Raw genomic sequence first — 19157 nt, forward strand, 5'->3', positions numbered from 1 at the left:
CTGAAAAAGGAGTCAATCCCCATGACTGAAAACCAATGGCCAATGTGGGAGGTCTTTGTTCGTTCCTCCCGCGGGCTTTCACACGTTCACGCCGGTTCTTTGCACGCACCTGATGCCACGATGGCACTGCGCAATGGCCGCGATCTGTATACCCGCCGCAATGAGGGCAGCTCCGTGTGGGTTGTGCCATCGGAAGCAATCTCTGCAACCGACCCGGATTCTAAGGGCGGTTTCTTCGAATCGGCCAAGGGTAAGGCCTACCGCCACGCTACGTACTACAACAAGAGCGAAGGGGTGCCGCACCTATGAGTAGTTTCGCTGCTTCAGATTCAGCCACGACCCAGTCGTTGGGCACGGCGATTTCCGCCGAAGATATCCGCAACTCTGGGGTCAAGGCATCAGAAGAGGTTGCGCAATATGCGCTCATGCTTGCCGATGACGCCCTGATCCTCGCCCAGCGCCTCGGCTGGTGGATTTCACGCGCACCAGAGATGGAAGAAGATATTGCACTGGGCAATATCGCACTCGATCTCATCGGTCACGCCCGTTTCCTTTTCACCTACGCGGGCACCGCGTGGGATAAGAGTGAAGATGACCTGGCCTATTTCCGCAATGAGGAAGAGTTCCGCAGTGTGCGCCTGGTCGAGCAAGAAAATGGCGACTTCGGTCAGACCATCGCTAGGCAATTGCTCTTTAGCCACTACCAGTACGCGCTCTATGAGAAGCTGCAGGAATCAGCGGATGAGACTCTGGCTGCAATTGCGGCTAAGGCTCTGAAGGAAGTGGAGTACCACGTTGACCACTCTAATCAGTGGATGCTGCGTTTGGGCCTTGGTACCGAAGAATCGCACCGTCGCATTAGCGAGGGCATCTATTTCATGTGGCCATACCTCGCTGAGCTCTTTGAGGATTTAGAGGTGCATGAGAAGTTGGCATCGGCAGGCATTGCTGTGCTGCCTTCTTCCCTGCGCGATGAGGTCACCGCGCGCATCGAACACGTGCTGGAAAAATCCAACGTTGAGGTACCGAATGTAAAACCCGCGCGTTCTTCACAGCGCACCGGAAAATTCTCCGAGCAGCGCGGATACATTCTGGCAGAAATGCAATCGCTGGCGCGCCAGCATCCTGGCGCGACCTGGTAAAAGGAGGTTTGGTGATGTCTGCTGTCTCTCTTCCCCACCCTTTTGATAAGCCCACGGTCAAGCCTTCTGAGCATGAGCTTCGACCATCGGCAAGCGCGGATGCTCGCGTCTGGGATATTGCGGCGCAAGTACCAGATCCGGAAATCCCCGTCATTTCGATTGCGGACTTAGGGATTTTGCGCGCGGCCAAAGACGATAATGGCGCTGCGGTGGTAACTATCACGCCAACGTATTCGGGCTGCCCGGCGATGGACCATATCACCGGCGATGTCGCAGATGCGCTCAAAGCCGCAGGCTACGAGGACGTCCATGTGGACCTGGTGCTGCAACCGGCATGGACGACGGACTGGATTACTGAAGAAGGCCGGAAGAACCTGCGGGACTACGGCATCGCCCCACCTACTGGTAAGGCCGCTGCGGGCGGCCCGGTACCGCTCACACTGGCGCCGCCTAAACCTGTTGAATGCCCACGCTGTGGCTCCAAAGATACTTCTAAGCTTGCCCAATTCGGTTCAACTTCATGCAAGGCACTGTATAGCTGCAAGAGCTGTTTTGAACCTTTCGACTACTTCAAGGTGCACTAATGACTACTTCGATGACCAAGAAAAAGGCCACCTTCAACACGCTGACGGTATCGAAGGTTCGCCCGCTTACCGATAACGCGGTTGAGGTATCTTTCGATATCCCGGAAGAGCTGCAGGCGGATTATGACTATGTGCCCGGCCAATACGTGGCGCTGCGCGCAACCATTGATGGCCAGGAGCATCGCCGGTCCTACTCAATTTGTGATGTCCCACGCCCGGGCCGACTGCGCGTAGCGATTAAGCGTGACCGCGGCGGCATCTTCTCCACGTGGGCAAATGACACGTTGGAAGCCGGCATGGAGATTGACGTGATGAACCCGCAGGGTGCTTTCGTGTCCAAGACGCACCTGACGGGGTTGAATAACCCGGATGCGATTCGTGATGAGATTGCGCGGATTTCCAACCCTCACTTGGTCGCGATTGCCGCGGGTTCCGGTATTACTCCGATTATGGCGATTGCGCAGACCGTCCTGGCGGAAAGCGAAGACAGCACCTTTGAGCTGATTTTTGCCAATAAGGGCGGCTCGGAAGTGATGTTCGCTGAAGAAATCGGCGATTTGAAAGATAAGTACCCGACGCGATTCGCAGTTCACCATGTGCTCTCGCGCGAGCAGCGTGTCAACCCACTATTTTCCGGACGTATTGATGCAGAGAAGCTGCAGCTTCTGCTGGATAATGTTGTCCGTACGAATGCGGTGGATGAATGGTTCCTCTGTGGACCATTCGAGCTCGTGCAGCTGGTGCGCGATGAGCTCAATGGCCGCAAGATCGATGAACAAGCGGTGCGCTATGAGCTCTTTACCACCGGCAAGCCAACCGGTTCGCAGCAGCAGACCGGCCGCCACGTGGAGGCAGACCCGGATGGAAAGAATGTGGAAATCACATTCAACTTGGATGGGTTGAGCGGAAAGATTGAATCACCAGAGTCCGCGAATGAGACCTTGCTGAATGCAACGTTGCGCGCCCGTCCTGATGTTCCTTTCGCTTGCGCTGGCGGTGTGTGCGGTACCTGCCGCGCCAAGCTGGTTGAAGGTGAAGTAGATATGGCGGAGAACTTCGCGCTGGAAAAGGATGAGATTGAAAAGGGCTACATTTTGACCTGCCAGTCACGTCCGAAGACGCCTTCTATCAAGCTCGATTTCGACGCTTAAGCCTGGGAGGATTTCGATGATTGACGTACATATTGATAATGAATCCGGCGTTGCTGAGGTAGTACTCAATAATCCGAAGGCGATGAACGCGCTGGCGCCGGAAGATCTACAGGAGTTATCGCAGGCATATACTCAAGCCGCCGATGCGGGCGTACGGGCGCTGATTCTGCGCGGCGAAGGTCGCGGTTTTAGTGCTGGCCGCAACATCAAGGGCCTGGACCCGCGCGATGATGATGCAACGGATTATCTGGCTAATAAGGTCACGCCGGTACTCAAGCAAATGGCGGAGTTCCCAGCGCCTACCTTCGCCGCAGTGCATGGAGTATGCCTGGGCGTGGGCTTGGGTCTCGCGCTGGCCACCGACATTGTTTATGTTGCCGAGGATGCGAAGTTCGGTTCCCCTTTTGCGAATTTGGGTGCGACCCTTGATTCCGGTGGGCACGCGCTTTTTGTTGAACGTCTCGGCGCGCACCGGGCGATGGATTTGATTGTCACCGGCGACATGATTTCTGGTGCAGAAGCCGTAACAGCAGGCCTCTTCTCACGCGCAGTGCCAGCAGAGGAACTCTTGGACTTTACCCGCGAGAAAGCACAGAATGCGGCACGTGGTGCGACCCAGGCATTTTTGGCGTCCAAGAGGTTGGTGGCTGATATCCGCGATAACGGCACCGGTCTGTGGGATTCGGTACATGATGAGAACTTTGCCCAAGGCGCGCTGTGCACCTCCGAGGACTACCTCGAGGGTTTTGCAGCCTTCAATGAGAAACGCCAACCAACGTTTAACGGCCGTTAGATTCACTTAAGTTTTAAGGACACTACATGACTGCTACTGATTCCAGCGCATACTTAGTCTCTGGGTTTAGAACCCCGGTGGGTAAATATGGTGGTGCGCTCTCATCGGTTCGTCCCGATGACATGATGGCACTGACAATCAAAAAGACCGTGGAGGAAGCCGGGCTGGATCCATCGATGGTGGATGAAGTCATCATCGGCAATGCCAATGGTGCCGGTGAAGAAAACCGCAATGTGGCACGCATGGCATGGCTGCTCGCAGGGTTTCCGGATACGGTGCCGGGAATTACCGTCAACCGTTTGTGTGCATCGGGAATGTCAGCGATTGCGCTGGCTACCGCGATGGTGGAATCAGGACAGGCCGATATCGTGGTCGCTGGTGGCGTGGAATCCATGTCGCGCGCACCGTGGGTAATGGAAAAGCCGAAGAAAGCATTTGCGCAGCCGGGTGAGGTTTTTGATACCTCCATCGGCTGGCGTTTTGTAAATCAGAAGTTCGCGGGCATGGAGAAGATGACGTACTCGATGCCGGAGACGGCAGAGGAAGTCGCGCGAGTCTTCAATATCAGCCGCGAGGATGCTGATGCTTTTGCGGTGCGCTCGCATGAACGCGCACTGGCAGCGATTTCGGACGGTAAATTTGCTCCGGAAATTGTGCCGGTGGACGTCACTGACCGCAAAGGTAATGTGACCGTGGTTGATACTGATGAAGGCCCACGGCCTGGCTCCACGCCGGAGGTATTAGGCAAGCTGCGCCCGGTAACCAAGCTGGGTGATGTGACCACGGCTGGTAATTCTTCGACGCTTAATGATGGTGCGTCGGCGGTGATTGTGGCTTCGCAAAGGGGAATCGACAAGCTGGGGCTTAAATCCCGCGCCCGCGTGGTGGCCAATGCGGCACGCGGACTGCAACCCGAAATCATGGGCATGGGCCCGGTGTTAGCCACCCGCGAGATTCTGGAGCGCACCGGCTGGAACCTCGCTGATGTGGATGCAGTGGAACTCAATGAGGCTTTTGCGACCCAGTCTTTGGCATGCATCCGCGAGCTCGGCCTAGATGAAGAAAAGACTAACGCCTGGGGTGGCGCGATTGCTCTGGGACACCCGCTGGGATCCTCGGGCTCACGCATCACGTTGACGCTGCTCAACCGCCTGGAAACCGATGGCGGCACGCGCGGTATTGCCACGATGTGCATCGGTGTTGGTCAAGGCACAGCTATTGCGATTGAGAGGGTGTAAAAGATGACGACTGCCCTGGAAATTAGCCAAGAAGAGGGTTATGTTCTGGCACGGATGAACCGGCCAGAAGTACGTAATGCGATTGATGAAACGATGGTCGCTGAATTCCACGAGCTGTGTCAGCAGCTGGAGAATGAACCACAGATTCTGGTGATTACTGGGTGTGTGGCCGAGACATCAAAAGGCCCACGCGGCATTTTTGCCTCCGGTGCGGATATTGCGCAGCTGCGTGAGCGCCGCCGCGAGGATGCGCTGCGGGGGATTAACTCGGGCGTGTTTCATCGGATAGCAAAATTACCGGCACCGGTGATTGCGGCGATTGACGGTTTCGCGCTCGGTGGTGGCCTGGAGATGGCACTGGCTGCGGATTTTCGGATTGCTACGCCCGGCGCGAAATTCGGCCAGCCGGAGGCAAACCTGGGCATCATCGCTGGCGCGGGTGCTTTGTGGCGGCTGAAGGAAGCCGTGGGTAATCCGCTGGCGAAGGAAATTCTCATCGCTGGACGCGTGCTCTCCGGTGAGGAAGCCTTGCAATCACACCTGGTCAATGAGCTTTATGAGCCTGAAGAATTGGATGCGGGTGCACAGGCATGGGCGGAAAAGATTGCGGCCTTGGATCCTTTGGCTGTCCGTTTGTCCAAGCAGCTCTTTGACATGCCAGCGGAGGTTCACCCCGCGGTGGACAATATCGCGCAGGCGGTGCTCTTTGAATCCGAAGCCAAGTTTGACCGCATGCAGGCCTTTTTAGACCGCAAGAAGAAATAGCTCGTAGAACATCGACGTAGGAATTAAAGGAAAAGGGCAAAGATATGGCTGTACCTGAAAAAGTTGGGGTGCTCGGCGGTGGACGCATGGGCGCGGGAATTGCGCACGCGTTCTTAGCAGCTGGCGCGGATGTCCACGTTGTGGACATCAATGAAGATGCCGTTACTGCGGCCAAAGGCCGGGTGGAAAAAGCAATTCAAGGTTCCATCGACCGTGGCGCAGAGGGCACATTTGAATCATGGTCGAAGCGTTTGACATTGTCCACCGATGTTTCGGATTTTGCTGGCATTGACCTGGTGGTTGAAGCGGTACCGGAATCGATGGAGCTCAAAGAAAAGGCCTTTGGCGATATCGCGGCAGCGGCACCGGAAGCAGTGATTGCGACGAATACGTCATCGCTGTCGGTGTCAGAGCTGGCGCAGACTGTTGCTAATGACGTGATTGGGCTGCATTTCTTCAACCCAGTTCCGGCGTCGAAGCTGGTGGAAGTGGTGGTGGCATCCTCAACCCCGGAGGAGCTGATGAATACCGCCCGCACGTGGGTTGATGCGCTGGGCAAGACCGCCGTAGTTGTCAAGGATGCTCCGGGCTTTGCCTCGTCACGGCTGGGTGTAGCGATTGCGCTGGAAGCCATTCGAATGGTCGAGGAGGGTGTAGCGGACCCACGCGATATCGATAACGCAATGGTGCTGGGCTATAAATTCCCGATTGGTCCGCTGGAGCTGACTGATGTCGTCGGCCTCGACGTCAGGCTGGGTATTGCCGAGTATCTGGAATCCACGCTCGGTGAGCGTTTTGCTCCGCCGCAGCTCATGCGCGATATGGTCGCGCGCGGCGAGCTGGGCCGGAAATCCGGGAAAGGCTTCTATGACTACTCATAGAAGTCTTGGTAGAGAAGATATTTCATGATTTCTTCTCTACCAAGGCGTTGGTGATACGAGCCGTGCACAAGCGGCGGCCAGATTCATCTTCAATGACAATCTCATGACTGGTCATGGTGCGCCCCAAGCGAATAGCGGTGGCGGTGGCAGTGACCAATCCGGTTCGACCCGAAGCATGATGCGTGGCGTTGATATCCACACCGACGGCCACTTTGCCCATGGTGGAGGCATGAATGACAGCAGCCCAGCTACCTACCGCTTCCGCCAGGCACGCCATGGCTCCACCATGAAGCAGTCCGAGAGACTGGCGGTTGCCATCGATAGGCATGGTGGCAACAACCTTGGTGGCTGATTGCTCAATCACCTTCACCCCCATCTTTTCATCAAGTTCACCCAACACAATTGTCCACGGTTCAAAATTTTCCATAATTCCCCTCTTTACTTCTTATGCGTGACTTCCATTCTAGGGTCGCAACGCTTTCAGAAAGGCAGAAAATGACTACAACAATCGTTCCCAGCTTTCTTTCCGGCAAGTGGATTAGCCCCGAGAATCCTTCGCGCGTTGTCGATGTCGCGGACCCTTCAACGGGTGAGCTAGTCGCTCAAGTATCGGCCGAAGGTTTAGATATCGCCGGCGCTATTGAATATGCACGTGAGGTGGGCCGGAAGAACCTGCAGGAGCTCACCATTCATGAGCGTTCCTTGAAGGTCAAAGAGTTGGCGTTGTATTTGCAAGAACACCGCGATGAGTTGAACACCCTGGCGCACAAGACCGGTGCCAATAAGCGCGATAACTTCGTGGATGTGGATGGTGGTATTTCCACGATGTTCACGATTTCCTCCAAGGGACGCCGTGAAATGCCGAATGCGCACGTGGTGGTTGATGGTGAGCCGGAGAATTTCTCCAAGGATGGTTCCTTTATTGGCCGGCATGTCTACACCTCCATTCCGGGTGTGGCCGTGCAGATTAATGCTTTCAACTTCCCGGTATGGGGCATGCTAGAGAAATTTGCGCCGGCATTTATTGCGGGTATTCCCACGATTGTTAAGCCAGCAACTCCAACCGGTTTTGTGACCCAGGCTTTGGTAAGGCTGATGTTGGAATCCGGAATCATGCCCGAGGGTGCGCTGCAGTTTATCTCCGGTTCGGCGCGCGATTTGCTGGATCATTTGGATTTCCGTGATCATGTGGCGTTTACGGGCTCGGCGGCGACAGCGAATGCGCTGCGTGCGCACAAGAATATCCTCGAAGGCGGCATTCAGTTCTCGGCGGAAGCTGACTCTTTGAATGCGGCGATTCTGGGCACCGATGTCACTGAGGATGCGCCCGAGTTTGATGCGTATATCAAGGCTGTATTCAATGAGATGACGTCCAAGGCGGGACAGAAATGTACAGCGATTCGCCGCGCGATTGTCCCGAATGCGCTGGTGGAGCCAGTAATTAAGGCACTGTCTGCGCGGTTGGATGACAAGGTTGTCGCTGGTGACCCACGCGATGCGAATGCGACGATGGGTCCGCTGGTCTCTGCTGAGCAGCGTGACGATGTCGCGGCAGCCGTTGAGACGCTCTCGGCTGCTGGCGGCGAAGTAGTCTTCGGCGGTGCCGATAAGTTGGAAGGCGCATTCTTCGCACCAACTATCATTCGCTTCGCCGATGCGGAGACTCAAGCAGTGCACGAAACGGAGGCTTTCGGGCCGGTCGTATCGGTTATCGGATATGACGCACCAGAGGACGCAGTTCGGCTGGCGGCTAAGGGCGCGGGTTCATTGGTGGCATCAGTGATTACGAACGATAATGGGCTTGCTGCGCTCTATGGTCGCGGGATTGCTGCATATCACGGTCGCGTGCACTTCTTGGACCGCGTGGATGCGAAGACATCGACCGGCCACGGCTCTCCCCTGCCGCACCTCGTGCATGGCGGTCCTGGTCGTGCTGGTGGTGGCGAGGAACTTGGCGGTGTGCGCGGTATCTTGCACTTCATGCAGCGCACCGCAATCCAGGGCAGCCCCGATCACCTCACGGCTGTCACAGGTCAGTGGCACCGTGGTGCCGAGGTTAATCGGGTGACCCGCGCAGATGTCGAAGCAGGTACAGGCGTACACCCATTCCGCAAAGACTTGGCAACGTTGAAGATCGGTGACCAATTTGCTTCCGATCTGCGCAAGGTGTCCCTGGAGGAAATCTTGGCCTTCGCAAAGGAAACCGGTGATACGTTCTATGCGCACACCGATGAAGAGGCCGCTATGGCCAATCCTTTCTTCCCACGCCGGGTAGCGCATGGTTACCTGCTGGTGTCCTGGGCTGCCGGACTCTTTGTGGAACCAGCACCAGGTCCGGTTCTGGCGAATTATGGTCTGGAGAACCTGCGCTTCATCGAGCCGGTGACCTATGATGACTCGATTCGGATTGAGCTCACCGCCAAACGCATCACCCCACGCGTGACTGATGAATACGGCGAGGTGTGCTGGGACGCAGCGCTGTATAACCAGAATGATGTGCTCGTCGCGTCCTATGATGTGCTGACCCTGGTTGAGAAGGTAGATACCATCTACGCCGAAAAGTAGTAGTGCGCTGAGAAACAATTAACCTGCACTAAACACCCTCCAAGATGGAGTGAACTAGCTTACATTAGGAAATGAAGTTGGTTCAATGCACACCTTTGGAGGGTTCATGTTTGATTACATCATTGTTGGCGCAGGCTCGGCAGGTTCTGTTATTGCCCGACGCCTAGTTGATGCGGGGAAGAAGGTCGCAGTCATCGAAGCCGGTGACTATGACACCAACCCAGACATTGAGAAGGTCTATGACCTGGGCAAGCTCTGGCACAGTGAGCAAGACTGGAATTACCGCACCACACCGCAGGAAAGCGCACAAGGCCGAGAATTGCACATTCCGCGCGGTAAAGTGATGGGTGGCTCTCACGCGCTCAACGCAACGATTTGGGTACGTGGCGCTCAGCAGGACTATGACACCTGGGCGTATCTGGGCAATGACGGCTGGTCCTGGAATGATGTCTTGCCGGTATTCAAGGCAATTGAAAACTATCCCGCTGGTGATCCAGAAACCCGCGGGCATGATGGCCTATTGGATGTCCGCAGTGACTATGAAACCAATCCCCTGCAGGATGCGATGCTAGAAGCTGGCCAACAAGCAGGCATTCCGCTCAATGAGGACTATAACTCCGGCAATCCCGAAGGCATTGGCCGGATTCAGGCGAATGTGCGCGATGGAAACCGCTTCAACACCTGGCATGCATATCTACAACCCGTCGCAGAGGCAGACAACCTCACCATCATCGCGGGGCGAAAAGTACTTCGTGTCATTGTGGAAGATGACGCAGTGCAGGGTGTGGAGCTGCGCGGTGAAGGGGGCATCGAAAAGCATGAAGCTCAAGAGACCATTCTTTGTGCCGGTGCGATCAACTCCCCTGAAATTTTGCTGCGTTCAGGCATCGGTCCAGCCGATGAACTTCAGGAACTCGGGATACCCGTGGCACTAGATGTGCCCGGCGTGGGTAAGAATCTCCATGATCACGTGCTCTCTCCGGTCATTTTTGAAGCAACGAAGAAGGAAGTACCCGCTTCCCCGGTGCTTCCGGCAGAGGTTCATGTATTTTCCAAGTCCACACCTGAAAAGGCTGTGCCAGATACGCAACCGCTGTACTTCTCGATTCCGATGTATAACGAAGACATGGAAGGCCCCGCGAATGCTTTTACCTTGATGGGTGGAATCGTGCGTCCAGCCTCACGCGGATCGCTCACGCTTACCGGTGCCGGCGACGAGGATCCGATTGCGCTGGATTTGGGTGCGCTAAAGGTGCAGGCTGATGTGGATGCTCTGGTGGCATCGGTCAAGCAATCACGGGAAGTTGGACGCCAAGAAGCGCTCGCTCCATGGGGGCCGGTGGAGATCTACCCTGGCCCGGAGGTCTCCGACGATGACTTAGAAGACTACGTCCGGGGTTCCGTCATTACCTATCACCACCAGGTTGGCACCTGCAAAATGGGTATCGACGACATGGCTGTGGTCTCGCCTCATACCCTGCGCGTTGAGGGACTTTCAGGATTACGTGTGGCTGATGCTTCGGTGATGCCGCTGGTTCCCACCGGTAACACGAACGCACCAAGCATCATGATTGGTGAAAAGGCTGCCGATTTTATCCTTACTCAGGATTAAACTCTGGCAACGACTAGAGAGATAAATAAAGGTATCCCGCTTTCTCACCCAATTTCTGGGCAATGAAAGCGGGATACCTTGCGCACGTTTGCTTACACGCTTACCTAGCTGTGTGGATAGTTAGCTTTACTCACGGGATGAACCAACATTAATCCCCTCACCGGTTCCCTGGGCGGTGCCTTCGGCAGAGATTCCAGCAGATGAACCATCCGATGATGACTCTGAATCAGGAGCACATGCCGCGGCAACGGTACCCAGTACCAGCAGGGATACGGCAGAGAGCGCTGCGCCGCCGGCGAGACGAGATGCATCTGGTCCGAGTTGGCGAAGAGCTGCTTCAACCTGAGCAGAAAGCTGCGGGTTCAGCACTCCGAGCTGGTTCTGCAAACCAGTATTCAGTTCACGAACTCGAGCATTCAAGTTATCGGGGTGCACGCCTGCTTGGCGTAAGAAGGAATCCACACCAGGCATTCCAACAGAAACCGCCAGGCCCAATGGCAATAGTGCAAGCAGCGGAATACCAGCGCCGAGCAGCAATGGAACACAACGTTCATGAATCAAACCTGAGGAACCACCAGCAGTGGAACCAGCAATAACCGAGGATGCCCCGTCATCGATTGGTTCACCAGCATCTGGTTCTTCTTCGACAGTGACGTCGATGGTGTCGACTACATTTCCTTCCGCATCTTCAACGGTAATCGTGATGATGTCACCATCTTCAGCATCATCGTCTGCAGCGACAGTGATGGACCCATCGGGGTTCAGAACCGCGGCCCCAGGACCATCGGTATTCACCGATGTGCCCGGAGTGACTTCGCCGCCCACGTTTGGCAGGTTAACGGAGTCACCTGGGGACACAGTGTCATCATTCCAGTCTGGAGCATCAACCACTTCTTCCGGCTTGTCGTCCGGGTCGAATGGGTTCGTACCAGCCTCGATTTCATCTTCATCTAAAACGCCATCATTGTCCCAGTCATCATCGTCATCCTCAGTCAACGGACGACCATCACGGTCAAGCAACACGAATGCTGCGAGAGCAGAATCAATAGAGCCATCGGAGTAGCTAACCTCCACTGGGGCATCTTGACCGAAGTAAGCAACCATTGCTGCAGCCACCTGACGTGAGGTGAGACCTTCAGCCTTCAGTTCCTTGACAATGGCACCCAACTCATCAATCGATGGCGCTGTTGCAGAAACCGCACCATTGGTATCGACGCCATTGATAGTCCAACCATCGATGGCCTCTAGCGCATCAGTGATGGAGAAAGTCGCATTATCCGGCTGTTGATTATCAGCCCAGATGATGTCCGATACTTCAGTTGCACCGTATTCAACCTGGACCTCATCATAGGAAGGATCGAAGAGGGATGCTTCAGATTCAGGTTCTTGAACCGTGATGGTCAATTCATCAGTGTCTGTCGATCCATCCGGATAAGTGATGGTGACTTCAACGTCATACTCGCCCGGTACTGCAGTTTCCGGGATTGCGACAGAGACATCGCCGTTCTCATCTACTTCGAACTCAAAGCCAGGTACTGAATCAGTTGGCACAATCTCCGATCCAGCTGGGATTGGGTCACCAATATTGGCAACCGGTCTTACGTCGCCTGGAAGACCGGCAACATCTTGCAGATCGGGATCAATCTGTTCGCTAATCGGTGGGGTTGGCTCAGTTGGCTTGGAGTCCGGATCCTTTGGATTGGTGCCAGCCTCGATTTCTTCCTCATCGGTGTAGCCATCGCCGTCATCATCCTCATCGGTGACATCAGGATTGCCATCGCCATCTGTATCCAGTTGGAATGGGACCAAAACCTTGTCATCTTCCGAACCCTCATGGTTCGGGTAGGAGACAATTACCGGAACGTCGAATTCCTCAATGGTGTCCTTGTCCAGAAAATCTGGTGCGTTGACGGTTACTTCACCGGTCTCTGCATTGATCTCAACCGAGTAGCCTTCAGGGGTTTCATACCCCTCTTCAATTGCGAATACTGGAGCCTCCGGTTCTTCACCCTCGAAGGTGATAGCAGGAGATACGGCAGGTTCAGTTGGCTCCACCAGGGTCACCGCTGGCGCAACCGGCTGGAAGTCAACAATAACCAGGTCAATGCCAACGGTGATGTCGATGATTTCAGTACCAGTGGAACCATCTGGATAAGTGATGGTCACCTCAACGGGGTACGCACCTTCAGCAGCGTCCTCCGGTATACGAACCTCGACGTCACCTTCACCATCAACGGTGAACTCAAACGCCGGCTGATCCTCATTCGGATTCTGAGCAATCTCCGAACCCGCAGGAACCGCATCACCAGTGTTTTCTACTGGCTTTACTTCACCAGGCTTGCCCTCGACAGGTTCAAACTCCGGGTCTATTAGTTCAGCATAAGGAATGAGCTGGAATAGGGCATCAACTGTGTCGGAAACAGAACCAGGGTCATGTGGATAAGAAACAATGACCGGAACAGTAAAGCTCTTGACTGTCTCACCATCTACCTGCTCTAGTGCCACTACAGTGACAACCCCTGTTTCCGGGTTGATCTCTACCGAGTAGCCCTCAGGAACCTCAAAATCCGCATCAATCGCGAACGCAGGATTATCCGGTTTATCGTCGCTAGCAAACGTGATCGGTGCCGACTCCACTGTGTCGCCAGGGCGCACGCGAGAAGCATCTAGTTCTTCCGGCACGAAGTCCAAAATGAATACGTTGATGTTAAAAGCATCCGTATCAGTAGAACCATCTGGGTAAGTGATGGTCACCTCAACTGGGTAATCTTCCGCTGCCGCGCCTTCCGGGATGAGGACCTTAACGTTGCCGTCCTCATCTACGGTGAACGTAAATTCAGGCTGGTCTCCATTTGGATTCAGAGTAATCTCCGAGCCCGCAGCAATCGGGCCGCCGGTGTAGTCCACTGGATGTTCTTCAGTCGGACGACCTGAAACATCTGCAAAGTCAGGATCGATGAGAGCAGCATCAGTTTCCAGCTCGAATGGGACGTCAACTGTGTCATCAGCAGAACCTGGGTTATGTGGATAAGACACAACGACCGGAACATCAAAATCCATCACGGTGCCATCATTGACCTGGCCTGGTCCCACTACCGTGACAACACCAGTCTGAGGATTTACCTCGACCGAGTACCCCACGGGAATCTCAAACTCCGGAGCAAGCTCGAATAGTGGATCAATAGGCCGCAGAGATTCATCCTCATCGGCACCTATAAACTCAATTGGAGCAGTCTCCACGGTTTCACCTGGGCGCACACGAGAGCCCTCAGGTGCGATTGGTTTAAAATCAATCACCGGCGCAACGTTATAGGTGGCATGAGCCTCACCAGTGGAATTGTCGCGGTAAGTTGCGATAACTGGGAATACAACCGCGGAATCCGCCTGTCGAAGCCCTGGGATATAGGTGATGGTGCCCGTAGCTGCGTCAATGTAGACTTGGCCGTTGTTGCGCTCATCTTCGTCTTCTACTAGGTCTTCCAAAGCGTCGACCTCGTCAACGCCCTCAGGCAGCTGACCAAGCTCAAAGGAAGTACCTTCTGGCATGTCAGCTGCCGACTCATCAAGAGTGAATTCAAATGCTGGTTCAAGAATCGCAGGGGTACCAACAACTGCATCGGTCTCTGCATAGTCAACACCCAGCGCTTCGCCGAAGGTCATCACCATGAGGGAGTCAGCTGAGATTTCTTCACCGTCGACTACGAGCACTACGGAGAATTCATCACCGACTTCTGCATCAGCTGGAATATCAAAGGTGCAGGCTGCGACTTGATCCTCATAGGACTGAGCAGGGGACAATTCACAAGTCTTGTGAACCACACCGGCTGCATCACGCCACTCCACAACCGTTGGGAGCTCTGTTAGCGAACCGCCAAATGCCGGGATAGCGGTGGCTCCTGGGTATGCAGGACGACCGTTGATGTCATTATCAAAGTTCGTGATATTCACCGAGCCAGCGTGGGTTGATTGACCCACAATCGCATAGTTCACCCACTTCAGGTTTCTGTCTTGCCGTGGCTCAATATATTCTGGCTCGCGCTGTGGGAAATAGTATTGCCCCCGGTCGAAGACCTGGAAGATCGGACGCTGGAAACCGGTGTAGCCGGATTGAACGACACCTTCACTATTCTCGACCCACAAGAACACATGATTTTCGTTCAATGCACCCTCATCGAATCGCAAAGTGTAGCGTCCTTCAGAATCCGTCGTGCCGCGGACGGTTTGGCGAATGTACTGAGGGTTTGCCTCCAGCATCAGCCTTGTTTGCCGAGCCAGCTCATCGGGATCACCAGCGTAGCGATCGAGTAGAGCCTGGTTAGAGGCAGCACCATCTGCAGTGAGCGTCGAAGCATAAACCATATACTCACGTGCTGGATAATCTTGGCGGTCTGCAGCACTAGGCGCGACATCGTACTTTGGAGGAATTCGGTTATCGTGATCGACGAAAGCCCCACCACGCTCATGCCATACGCGGCCAGAAATCGTATCTGAATACTCGGAGGAATTCACCGGAATGTCCGCAAAACCTGCGGAGTCATCCTTCAAGTTGGCACTACTTGCCGCCATATATGACGTTTCATGGTTCGGAGCATGCTCTTGGATGAATACCGCGGTCTGGCGCAGGTGGTCTGGTCCCCAAACTGAGCCAATCGCCTTCGAACCGACTTCAACGAATGCGCCCGGAAGGTAGCCTCCCGCCTGACGGATTGGGTACATGGTGGTGCCATGAGCTGTCTCGAATGGCTCCGTCCAAATACGGTATTTTTGGCCACTTTCGGCTGTAAATTCCCGAACATCCCCCTTGGAATCGGTCCACTTAATACCGCCATTACCATCCTCGTCCTGACCCTGGCCTGGCATACCAAAGACGAACATGCCATTGCCTTCATGGGTCCACGTACCGCCCGGTAGTGGATGCGATTGCGCACGATAGATTGGGGAATACGATCCCCCATCAAAGAACTGTGCGTAGACAGTGACACCATTTTGCTCGACATTCATGCCGCGGGTGTCTGGGTTTGGATATCCATCCGGGTGAGTGGCGTATACGTGCCCGGAAATTAAGCCATAACTGAGCAAGTCATCGGCGCTAGTAATGACTCCGCTAGCGATCGCATCCGCATCAATAGGGTCATTGTTGACGGCTTGTTGTGCCATCGCAGCATCAGCAGCCTGCTGGGTTTCAATCTGCCAGTTTGCTTCTTGGGCTACCGCCGAAGCTGTGGTTCCGAGGACTTGCGGAACGGTGATCGCTCCAGTCGCAACAAGGGCCACGGTGGCACCGCCTGCGATCAGAGTCCTGGCGCGGTTTTGGAACCTTAACCCCAGTACAGCACGTGCAGACGCGCTGCGGGGCTTCCGCGCAGAGTTGAAATTGAACTTCAATGTGCTTCCAATCTTGTGGGTAATCAACAAACAGCTCGAATTCTCATTCCCTGTCACAAAGGCCTAGACAATGTATAGATACAAGTTGGATCCGACGAGCCTGAGAGAAGCCTAGCAATGGCACGCATGTTCCGCTAGGCAATTATTTATACATTCTGAAAATATTTCATCTTAACTGCTATAGCTTAAGAAATAAACAAGCTATAACCTGCACTTACTCGACTTTATCGCTCTATACAATATCCGTCATTTCAGCGATATCTCGTCCACCATTTCGGAGGGTGTATATTTTTATATAATGTCTATGCAATATCTTCTACAGGCGAGCAGGCGGCTTTGACCTTAGACTTAAACCATGATGGAAAAGGAATATGCCGCAGTCGGATTCGCCTACGATAGCTTCGATGATTTGATGTATGACCTCATGGAGGAAACCGGCGGAAAGGCGACAATCGTGCCGGAATATGAAGGCGTGGTGGTCTACCAAGACCCCACCGGTCCGCGTATGTCTGCATTCAAGAATGACGAAGGATGGCGCACCAATCCGGGCTTTTTGTGCGACAACCCGATTGACGCCTCGGCATACCGGGCTGGCGAGTTCATAGTCAACGCGGCACTGCGTCGCCGTGATAATGGTGAAATCTTCACTAACGTCATCGCCGCGAGTGATGAGTTCTTTGCCCTGCCAGCCGGTAATCCGGCGGGCGGCCAGGCTGTTCGCACCAGCCAGGGCAGCTTGAGCGCCTGGGCGACCGAGTATGAACTCTTTGATGACGCCACTACGTGGGCATCATCTGAGAAGGCCTTCAATTCCCAAGATGCCGATGGCAAGCAGCAGACCACCCCGAATATGCTGTATTGCCCCGCAGCCGAGAAATTTCATAAAGATTTCAGCCCCCGTGGATTGAATCCTTATGCCAAGTTGATGGGTGAGATTTCAGAGATTAAGAAGCGCACCAATCAGCTGACTAAGCAGACTTTTACTATCGCGCTTATCAACTATCCTGCCGGTGAGTTGCCAGTACTTCTCCCATCCGATGCCCCAGTTAAGCCCGGCAATGTCTTCGATGGCACGGTATTTTTGGCCTTCGGTGCCGGCTTCTGGGCCAGCCGCGAGGATAAGTAGCGCCCGAGCAAGAATTAATGTGCAAGCTCTTTACGGTCCGCATGTGAGCGACTAGCATTTCCCATATCGGAACTAATTATCCGAAAGGGAATAAACTATGAATATTGGCGTGGCAGAGCTTGCGCTCATCGGGATCGCCTTTGCACCTGCAGTACTCTTTGTCTGGTTCGGAGCATATCTGGTGCTGAACTTTCTGCGGGGCTACTTCGATGACGCCCCACAGGCTTAAATAGTTGAGGATCAGCAAATCCCGCTTAGAGCCAAAGGGAGCCATAAGCGGGATATATGCGCAGTAAGGGCTGAAAATACTAGGCGTTTACGGAGACTGCAGCCTTTGGTTCAACTGAGATGGTGCGTTCAACAGCTGGGGACTTCGGGATGGCCATGGTGCAAATGACACCGATGACAGCCACGCCGGCGAACATGCCGAATGCCCAGGTGGACCCCAGACCCGCGCCGACAATCAGGCCGGTGACGGATGGGCCAACAATACCGCCCAGGCGGCCGAAGCCAGCACACCATGCCACGCCCGCAGCACGTGCGGAGGTATCGAAGTAATTTGAGGTCAGACCGTAGGTCAGCACCTGGGTACCCAGAACACCAACACCGGCAATCACGATTGGGATATACGTCAGCCAGACATTATTAGTAAATGGCAGAATCATCAGTGAGATAGCCGCCAGGGTAAAGGTCACGGCAATAACAGCCTTCGCACCAATGCGGTCAGCAACCATGGAGGCAAAGAGTCCACCAATCACGGCACCGCCATTGAGGAAGAGCAAGGTGTACATCGAGTGCGCAGAGGATGCGCCGTTATTTTCCATAATCACTGGCAGCCACGTATTCAGGCCGTAGGTCGAGAGCAGGCCGACAAAGCTCATGGTGCCAATCAACAAGGTGCCGGGCAGGTAGACGCGGGAGAAAATCGCTGCGAATCCAGTCTTTTCGGTAGCCACAGCTTTGCTTGCCGATTCCTCAGTTTTCTTTTCCACGCGTGGCGCCGCGAGGAATTGCGACTCGGGCAGGCCGTGTTTGTTGACTAGGATCTTGGCCTTTTCTGTTTGACCAGTTGCCACGAGCCACTTTGGCGATTCCGGAAGCAGGAACCAGGCTGCTGGCAGCAGGAAGAGGACTGGGGTTGCGCCGATGAGGAAGAGCCCGCGCCAGCCAATGGCATCTTCCAAGAGCAGCGCCAGAATGGATGCCATTACACCGCCGGCGGGGACACCGGAATAAGCAATAGCGTTAAAGAAATTACGGCGACCGGCCGGAGCGTACTCCGCGACGATTGCACCACCGGTAGCCACGATGATGCCCACACCCAGGCCGGTGAAGAAACGCAGTGCACCGAACGCAAAGATGGAGGTAGACAAGGCGGTCAAGCCCATGCCGATAGAGAACCAAGCAATCGCGGTGAGGAAAACGCGGCGGCGACCCAGACGGTCACCAATAGCACCGGCGGATAGCGCGCCGATGGTCACGCCGATCATCGCCCACGAGCCCAGCGTGCCGCCGACTGCGGGGCTCAGCTCACCGATATGTGTGGGGTCTGCCAATAGCGTGGATAGAACCGCGCCATAAACGACCAGGTCATAGCCATCAAATAGAATGGCTATGGCCACGATGGCCAAAACGCCATAAACTGTTCTCCTGTGGGCGGGTGACTCCCAAGTCTTATCCGCCGTATTTGGCTTAGTTGCTGATGTGGTCATCGCTGCTCCTTTAAAGTGTGGCCACGAAAGTCAAGTGAAATAGTGCAAGTGTGCTTTTCACATCTTCCATCCAACAGTGACGCAGAGCATTCGTCTTTAGGGAAATTCCTATATTCAACCTAGGCTGGCACGTTCCCTATACGCACTTCCCGTCTACGCCTGGAAAAGGGCATAAAAATAGCCCGGCGGGCACAACAATTGTG

General features: G+C 54.7%; 15 protein-coding genes. 12 read left to right on the top strand and 3 right to left on the bottom strand.

What is annotated here, in order from left to right:
- Positions 1 to 21: 21 nt before the first annotated feature.
- Genes paaB through ACG98I_RS07430 form a run of 8 tightly spaced genes read left to right on the top strand, consistent with a single transcriptional unit; the run spans position 22 to position 6554 of the window.
- Complete coding sequence (paaB, locus tag ACG98I_RS07395) at positions 22 to 309, top strand: 1,2-phenylacetyl-CoA epoxidase subunit PaaB (protein WP_003846891.1); 288 nt, start codon at positions 22 to 24, stop codon at positions 307 to 309.
- Positions 306 to 1142, top strand: coding sequence for a 1,2-phenylacetyl-CoA epoxidase subunit PaaC (gene paaC / locus ACG98I_RS07400; RefSeq protein WP_394719657.1), 837 nt, complete (start codon positions 306 to 308; stop codon positions 1140 to 1142). Before paaB ends, paaC begins: the two co-directional genes overlap by 4 nt.
- A gap of 14 nt (positions 1143 to 1156) precedes the next feature.
- Positions 1157 to 1726 carry a 1,2-phenylacetyl-CoA epoxidase subunit PaaD gene (gene paaD / locus ACG98I_RS07405; protein ID WP_394719659.1) on the top strand — a complete coding sequence of 190 codons (570 nt, stop codon included), beginning with the start codon at positions 1157 to 1159 and terminating at the stop codon, positions 1724 to 1726.
- On the top strand, positions 1726 to 2877 hold the full coding sequence (paaE, locus tag ACG98I_RS07410; RefSeq protein ID WP_394719661.1) for a 1,2-phenylacetyl-CoA epoxidase subunit PaaE: 1152 nt from the start codon (positions 1726 to 1728) through the stop codon (positions 2875 to 2877). The genes paaD and paaE overlap by 1 nt, the downstream gene beginning before the upstream one ends.
- Before the next feature lie 16 nt (positions 2878 to 2893).
- A complete protein-coding gene (locus ACG98I_RS07415; protein WP_394719663.1) occupies positions 2894 to 3670 on the top strand; it encodes an enoyl-CoA hydratase/isomerase family protein in 777 nt (258 codons plus the stop codon).
- Positions 3671 to 3696: 26 nt separating this feature from the next.
- The gene (locus tag ACG98I_RS07420; RefSeq protein ID WP_394719665.1) at positions 3697 to 4908 is read left to right on the top strand and encodes a thiolase family protein; all 1212 of its coding nucleotides are present in this window, start codon (positions 3697 to 3699) and stop codon (positions 4906 to 4908) included.
- Positions 4909 to 4911: 3 nt separating this feature from the next.
- Positions 4912 to 5673 (top strand): enoyl-CoA hydratase/isomerase family protein, encoded by a 762-nt coding sequence (locus ACG98I_RS07425; protein ID WP_394719666.1) that lies wholly within the window; start codon positions 4912 to 4914, stop codon positions 5671 to 5673.
- A gap of 44 nt (positions 5674 to 5717) precedes the next feature.
- Positions 5718 to 6554, top strand: coding sequence for a 3-hydroxyacyl-CoA dehydrogenase family protein (locus ACG98I_RS07430; RefSeq protein ID WP_394719668.1), 837 nt, complete (start codon positions 5718 to 5720; stop codon positions 6552 to 6554).
- Positions 6555 to 6576: 22 nt separating this feature from the next.
- Here ACG98I_RS07430 and ACG98I_RS07435 read toward each other — a convergent pair whose 3' ends face one another.
- The gene (locus ACG98I_RS07435) at positions 6577 to 6981 is read right to left on the bottom strand and encodes a PaaI family thioesterase (protein WP_394719670.1); all 405 of its coding nucleotides are present in this window, start codon (positions 6979 to 6981) and stop codon (positions 6577 to 6579) included.
- Positions 6982 to 7049: 68 nt separating this feature from the next.
- Here ACG98I_RS07435 and paaZ point away from each other — a divergent pair, with 68 nt between their 5' ends.
- Both paaZ and ACG98I_RS07445 read left to right on the top strand, forming a co-directional pair.
- Positions 7050 to 9119, top strand: coding sequence for a phenylacetic acid degradation bifunctional protein PaaZ (gene paaZ / locus ACG98I_RS07440; RefSeq protein ID WP_394719672.1), 2070 nt, complete (start codon positions 7050 to 7052; stop codon positions 9117 to 9119).
- A 106-nt stretch (positions 9120 to 9225) separates the two neighbouring features.
- On the top strand, positions 9226 to 10731 hold the full coding sequence (locus tag ACG98I_RS07445) for a GMC family oxidoreductase (RefSeq protein WP_394719673.1): 1506 nt from the start codon (positions 9226 to 9228) through the stop codon (positions 10729 to 10731).
- A 126-nt stretch (positions 10732 to 10857) separates the two neighbouring features.
- Here ACG98I_RS07445 and ACG98I_RS07450 read toward each other — a convergent pair whose 3' ends face one another.
- A complete protein-coding gene (locus ACG98I_RS07450) occupies positions 10858 to 16005 on the bottom strand; it encodes a YPDG domain-containing protein (protein WP_394719674.1) in 5148 nt (1715 codons plus the stop codon).
- Positions 16006 to 16471: 466 nt separating this feature from the next.
- Between ACG98I_RS07450 and ACG98I_RS07455 the strand changes: the two genes are divergently transcribed.
- Positions 16472 to 17242: a hypothetical protein gene (locus ACG98I_RS07455; RefSeq protein ID WP_394719676.1), complete on the top strand. Its 771-nt coding sequence runs from the start codon at positions 16472 to 16474 to the stop codon at positions 17240 to 17242.
- Between the two features lie 97 nt (positions 17243 to 17339).
- The gene (locus ACG98I_RS07460; RefSeq protein ID WP_394719678.1) at positions 17340 to 17471 is read left to right on the top strand and encodes a hypothetical protein; all 132 of its coding nucleotides are present in this window, start codon (positions 17340 to 17342) and stop codon (positions 17469 to 17471) included.
- A 79-nt stretch (positions 17472 to 17550) separates the two neighbouring features.
- Here the strand turns inward: ACG98I_RS07460 and ACG98I_RS07465 are convergent, their stop codons facing one another.
- Positions 17551 to 18954: an MFS transporter gene (locus ACG98I_RS07465; RefSeq protein ID WP_394719680.1), complete on the bottom strand. Its 1404-nt coding sequence runs from the start codon at positions 18952 to 18954 to the stop codon at positions 17551 to 17553.
- Between the last annotated feature and the right edge of the window lie 203 nt (positions 18955 to 19157).

This window comes from Corynebacterium sp. L4757, from assembly GCF_043673995.1.
GTDB lineage: Bacteria > Actinomycetota > Actinomycetes > Mycobacteriales > Mycobacteriaceae > Corynebacterium.

What these genes read in the sequence shown, in the direction of transcription:
- ACG98I_RS07430 (WP_394719668.1), top strand. Translation starts at nt 5,718, where the DNA reads ATGGCTGTACCTGAAAAAGTTGGGGTGCTCGGCGGTGGACGCATGGGC.
- ACG98I_RS07455 (WP_394719676.1), top strand. Translation starts at nt 16,472, where the DNA reads ATGATGGAAAAGGAATATGCCGCAGTCGGATTCGCCTACGATAGCTTC.
- ACG98I_RS07425 (WP_394719666.1), top strand. Translation starts at nt 4,912, where the DNA reads ATGACGACTGCCCTGGAAATTAGCCAAGAAGAGGGTTATGTTCTGGCA.
- ACG98I_RS07445 (WP_394719673.1), top strand. Translation starts at nt 9,226, where the DNA reads ATGTTTGATTACATCATTGTTGGCGCAGGCTCGGCAGGTTCTGTTATT.
- paaZ (WP_394719672.1), top strand. Translation starts at nt 7,050, where the DNA reads ATGACTACAACAATCGTTCCCAGCTTTCTTTCCGGCAAGTGGATTAGC.
- paaE (WP_394719661.1), top strand. Translation starts at nt 1,726, where the DNA reads ATGACTACTTCGATGACCAAGAAAAAGGCCACCTTCAACACGCTGACG.
- paaD (WP_394719659.1), top strand. Translation starts at nt 1,157, where the DNA reads ATGTCTGCTGTCTCTCTTCCCCACCCTTTTGATAAGCCCACGGTCAAG.
- ACG98I_RS07465 (WP_394719680.1), bottom strand. Translation starts at nt 18,954, where the DNA reads ATGACCACATCAGCAACTAAGCCAAATACGGCGGATAAGACTTGGGAG.
- paaB (WP_003846891.1), top strand. Translation starts at nt 22, where the DNA reads ATGACTGAAAACCAATGGCCAATGTGGGAGGTCTTTGTTCGTTCCTCC.
- ACG98I_RS07420 (WP_394719665.1), top strand. Translation starts at nt 3,697, where the DNA reads ATGACTGCTACTGATTCCAGCGCATACTTAGTCTCTGGGTTTAGAACC.
- ACG98I_RS07460 (WP_394719678.1), top strand. Translation starts at nt 17,340, where the DNA reads ATGAATATTGGCGTGGCAGAGCTTGCGCTCATCGGGATCGCCTTTGCA.
- paaC (WP_394719657.1), top strand. Translation starts at nt 306, where the DNA reads ATGAGTAGTTTCGCTGCTTCAGATTCAGCCACGACCCAGTCGTTGGGC.
- ACG98I_RS07435 (WP_394719670.1), bottom strand. Translation starts at nt 6,981, where the DNA reads ATGGAAAATTTTGAACCGTGGACAATTGTGTTGGGTGAACTTGATGAA.
- ACG98I_RS07415 (WP_394719663.1), top strand. Translation starts at nt 2,894, where the DNA reads ATGATTGACGTACATATTGATAATGAATCCGGCGTTGCTGAGGTAGTA.